The sequence below is a fragment of the Aromatoleum toluolicum genome, from assembly GCF_012911005.2.
GTDB lineage: Bacteria > Pseudomonadota > Gammaproteobacteria > Burkholderiales > Rhodocyclaceae > Aromatoleum > Aromatoleum toluolicum.
This window is the reverse complement of record NZ_WTVS01000148.1, coordinates 1-4,210: the sequence shown is the minus strand read 5'-3', so window position 1 is coordinate 4,210 and position 4,210 is coordinate 1. Positions and strand designations below refer to the sequence as shown.

Here is a 4,210-nt window from a genome sequence, read left to right as displayed (position 1 = left end):
CCGCTGTTCTTCCTCTTCGTGTGGGTCGCGCTGTTGCTCGCCGGCACGCTGAAGCTCGGGGTGCTGACCGGCACCTACGTGAATGTCGAGCTGCCGCTCGCCGACGCGCAGGTCTGGCAGGGCGTGCTCGACCGGCTGGTGCCCTTCGATGCGGCCAAAGGCGAGGAGGGGGTGTCGCTGCAGGGTGTGGTGCTGATCGCCCTGCTCGCGGTGATCGGCTTCAGCGCGTGGCGCGGGCTCGACAACATCCAGGACGGGGCGAACGCATGGACGTGGACGAGCCTCGTGACGATCGCCGTTACGCTGCTCGTCGCCGCGCTGTCGGTGCAGGCGGGGCCGGACGGACTGCGGATCGGCCTGACCGGCAAATTCTTCGGCGTCGCGGTCGCGCTCGCCGGAGTCGGGCTGATCGCACGCTCGCACCTCTCGCCGGACGAGCTCCGCGACTGGCTGTGGGAATCGTGGCGCTTCGTGAAGCAGATCTTCCCGCTGCTGGTGATCGGCGTGTTCATCGTCGGCATGATCCGCGTGCTGATCCGCCCCGAATGGATCGAGATGCTCGCGGGCACGAACTCCGTCGTCGGCAACCTCGCCGGCGTCGCCTTCGGCGTGTTCATGTACTTCCCCACCCTGGTCGAAGTGCCCATCGCGAAGATGTTCCTCGATCTCGGCATGCACCGCGGGCCGCTGCTCGCCTACCTGATGTCCGACCCCGAGCTCTCGCTGCAGAGCATCCTGATCATTTCAGCAATCATCGGCCGGCGCAAGACGGCGACCTACGTCGGGCTGGTGGCCTTGTTCAGTGCCATCGCCGGCTTCACCTACGGCGCGTGGGTCGATGGCAAATCGCTGCTGCGGCTCGCGCTGTGGCTGGGCGCCTTCATCGGCGTGCTGGCCGTGCTGCTGTCCTTCGCCAGCCGACGCGCCGCATCCACCCTCGTGAAAGGAGTCTGATCATGGTGAGCATCAAGGTTCTCGGTCCCGGTTGCGCCAACTGCCGCAAGCTCGAGGAAGTCGCCCGCGAGGCGGTCGCGTCGCTCGGCGTGCAGGCGGAGATCACGAAGGTCACGGACATGAACGAGATCATCGCCCACGACGTGCTGAAGACGCCCGGCCTCGTGATCAACGGGAAGCTCGTTTCGTCGGGTCGCATCCCGACACCCGCGACCGTTGCGGAGTGGGTGCGAACGGCGATGTCCTGAACGGGAGCTGCGCTTCCGCTCGCGTGGTCGGGCACGGATGCGTTCAGTTGGCCGCGGGTGTCGCGCGGCGCAGCCGCAGCGCGTTGGTGACCACCGACACCGAGCTCGCGCTCATCGCCAGCGCGGCCACCATCGGCGAGAGCAGCAGGCCGGTGAAGGGATACAGCAGGCCGGCCGCGAGCGGTACGCCCAGCGCGTTGTAGACGAAGGCGAAGGCGAGGTTCTGGTGCATGTTGCGCACCGTCTCGACCGAGATGCGGCGTGCGGCGGCGATGCCGCGCAGGTCGCCCTTCACGAGCGTGAGCTGCGCGCTGGACATCGCGACGTCGGTGCCGGTGCCCATCGCCACGCCCACGTCCGCGCGGGCGAGCGCGGGCGCATCGTTGATGCCGTCGCCCGCCATCGCCACGACGCGTCCTTCGCGTTGCAGCCGCGCGACCAGTTCGTCCTTGTCCTTCGGCTTGACCTCTCCGAGCACCTCCTCGATCCCCAGGCGCTTGCCGACGGCGCGCGCCGTCGTCAGTCCGTCGCCCGTCGCCATGATGATGCGGTCGATGCCGTGCGCGCGCAGTTCGGCGAGCGCCTCGGGGGTTGTGGCCTTGACCGGGTCGGCAACGGCGACCAGCCCCACGGCGACGCCGTCGACGGCGAGCATCATCACGCTCGCGCCTTCGAGGCGCAGCGCTTCGGCCTGACCCGCAAGCGCGTGCCAGTCGGTGCCTTCCTCGTCCATCAGCGCGGTGTTGCCGAGCACCACCTTGCGTCCGTCGACCGTGCCGCGCACGCCGATGCCGGACGACGACTCGAAACTCTCAGGTTTGGACAGCGCCAGCCCGCGGGTCCGCGCTTCGCCGACGATCCCGTGGGCGAGCGGGTGCTCGCTGCCCTGATCGAGGCTCGCGGCGAGGCGCAACACCTCGTCCGATTCCCAGCCGGGGGCGGCGATGGTGGCGTGGAATGCGGGGTGCCCTTCGGTGAGCGTGCCGGTCTTGTCGACGATCAGCGTGTCGACGCGGCGCAAGTTCTCGATCGCCGCGGCGTCGCGGAACAGCACACCCTGCGTCGCGGCGTTGCCGGTTGCGACCATCACCGACATCGGCGTCGCGAGCCCGAGGGCGCACGGACAGGCGATGATCAGCACCGCGACGGCGTTGATCAGGCCATAGGCCCATGAGGGGGAGGGGCCGAAGAGGCCCCAGCCGAGGAAGGTCAGCGCCGCGATCGCGACGACCACGACGACGAACCACCCCGCGACGCGGTCGGCCATGCGCTGCATCGGCGCGCGCGAGCGCTGCGCCTGCGCGACCATCTGCACGATCTGCGCGAGCACGGTCTGCGAGCCAATCTTCTCCGCCTGCATCACCAGCGCGCCGCTGGTGTTGAGCGTCGCGCCGATCACCTTGTCGCCGGCAGCCTTCGATACTGGCATCGGCTCGCCCGTTAGCATAGATTCGTCCACGGCGCTCGCGCCTTCGAGCACGGCGCCGTCCACCGGCACCTTCTCGCCGGGCCGCACGCGCAGGCGGTCGCCCGGATGCACGTGGGTCAGGGGGATGTCCTCCTCGCTGCCGTCCGCGTTGATGCGCCGCGCCGTCTTGGGCGCGAGGCCGAGCAGCGCCCTGATCGCAGCGCCCGTCTCCGAGCGCGCACGCAGCTCCAGCACCTGTCCGAGCAGCGTCAGCGAAACGATCACCGCGGCGGCCTCGAAGTACACGGCGACGTGCCCGCCCATGTGGAAGGATTCGGGAAACACGCCCGGCGCGACGGTCGCGACGACGCTGTAGCCGTAGGCGGCCCCTACGCCGGTGCCGATCAGCGTCCACATGTTCGGGCTGCGGTTGGCGATGGATTGCGCCCAGCGCACGAAGAACGGCCATCCGCCCCACAGCACGACGGGCGTCGCGAGCAGCAGCTCGACCCATGCGCGCGCGCTGCCGAGCAGCGGATCGAACAATCCGCCCGACATCGCGATGACGGTGACGAGGAACGTGGCTGGCAGCGGCCACCAGAAGCGCCGGCGAAAATCGGCCAGCTCGGGATTCTCGCCCTCCTCCAGTTCCGGCAGCACCGGTTCCAGCGCCATGCCGCATTTCGGACAGGTGCCGGGGCCGGGCTGGCGGATCTCGGGGTGCATCGGGCAGGTGTATTCGGCTGCGGCCGGTGCCTCGCCGGCGGGCGCGGCCTGCGCTTCGGGTTCCAGATAGCGCTGCGGATCGGCGCTGAATCTGGCGAGGCACTTGGCGCTGCAGAAGCGGTATTCGTGACCGGCGAAGGTGGTGTGGTGGGGCGAATCGGGCTTCACGCTCATGCCGCACACCGGGTCTTTCAAGGTGGCGGACTCCTGCGGCGCGGCGGGCGAGGGAGGCTGATGCTCGTGATGGCCGGCATGTCCCTCATGCCCATGATGTCCTTTGTCGTGATTCTCGCTGCCGTGATGGACGTGTGCGTGCATGGGCCGTGGTTCAGTCATGTTCGCCTTCCTTGCCGCGCTGTCGACGTGCTGCGTAGATCGCCGACGGCGAGCTGCAGCAGCCGTCGGGCTTCGCGTTGCGGTGCGCGCGCTCGTTCTCCGCCATCCATGCGCGCAGGCGCCGCAGCAGGGTTTTCAGCGAATCGAGCATCGCGCGCCTCTCCGTGTGCGTGCAGGCGAGGTGTCACTTCGCGGGGCGCTTGCCCGCCGGGCCGGCCATGCGCTCCATCATCATCTGCATCATGTCCATGCGCCGTTCCATTTGGTGCATGCGCTGCATCATGGCATCGGGCGACGCGCCGGAAGGATCGCCGCCCATCATTCCACCCATCATGCCCATGCCGCCCATCATTCCCTTGCCGCCCATCATCATGTGGCAGCCCATAGGGGCATCGCCCGCGGCCATCTGCTGGCCCAGCATCATGTTCTCGCGCATCGTCTGCATGTGCTGCATGAGCAACTTCTCGCGCTCCTCGGGTGTTTTCGCCGCGGCCAGCGCGTCGAGCTGGGACTGCATCGTGGCCGTGTTGTCACGCAT

At 68.7% G+C, this 4,210-nt stretch carries 5 protein-coding genes; 2 read left to right on the top strand and 3 right to left on the bottom strand.

Going from position 1 to position 4,210, the window contains the following annotated elements:
• The coding region (locus GPA27_RS27890) for a permease (protein WP_211165293.1) at positions 1 to 954 on the top strand (954 nt) is incomplete at its 5' end.
• 2 nt (positions 955 to 956) lie between these two features.
• Positions 957 to 1,202 (top strand): thioredoxin family protein, encoded by a 246-nt coding sequence (locus GPA27_RS27885; RefSeq protein ID WP_169143662.1) that lies wholly within the window; start codon positions 957 to 959, stop codon positions 1,200 to 1,202.
• A gap of 43 nt (positions 1,203 to 1,245) precedes the next feature.
• Here GPA27_RS27885 and GPA27_RS27880 read toward each other — a convergent pair whose 3' ends face one another.
• The 3 genes from GPA27_RS27880 to GPA27_RS27870 all read right to left on the bottom strand — a co-directional run.
• Positions 1,246 to 3,654, bottom strand: coding sequence for a heavy metal translocating P-type ATPase (locus GPA27_RS27880; protein ID WP_169143663.1), 2,409 nt, complete (start codon positions 3,652 to 3,654; stop codon positions 1,246 to 1,248).
• A 10-nt stretch (positions 3,655 to 3,664) separates the two neighbouring features.
• Positions 3,665 to 3,823 carry a hypothetical protein gene (locus tag GPA27_RS27875; RefSeq protein ID WP_169143661.1) on the bottom strand — a complete coding sequence of 53 codons (159 nt, stop codon included), beginning with the start codon at positions 3,821 to 3,823 and terminating at the stop codon, positions 3,665 to 3,667.
• Between the two features lie 33 nt (positions 3,824 to 3,856).
• A partial coding sequence (locus tag GPA27_RS27870) for a hypothetical protein (RefSeq protein ID WP_169143660.1) occupies positions 3,857 to 4,210 on the bottom strand: 354 nt, incomplete at its 5' end.

Bases quoted from the DNA above. Each gene is read 5' to 3' on its own strand.
- GPA27_RS27885 (WP_169143662.1), top strand. From the start codon at position 957: ATGGTGAGCATCAAGGTTCTCGGTCCCGGTTGCGCCAACTGCCGCAAG.
- GPA27_RS27880 (WP_169143663.1), bottom strand. From the start codon at position 3,654: ATGCACGCACACGTCCATCACGGCAGCGAGAATCACGACAAAGGACAT.
- GPA27_RS27875 (WP_169143661.1), bottom strand. From the start codon at position 3,823: ATGCTCGATTCGCTGAAAACCCTGCTGCGGCGCCTGCGCGCATGGATG.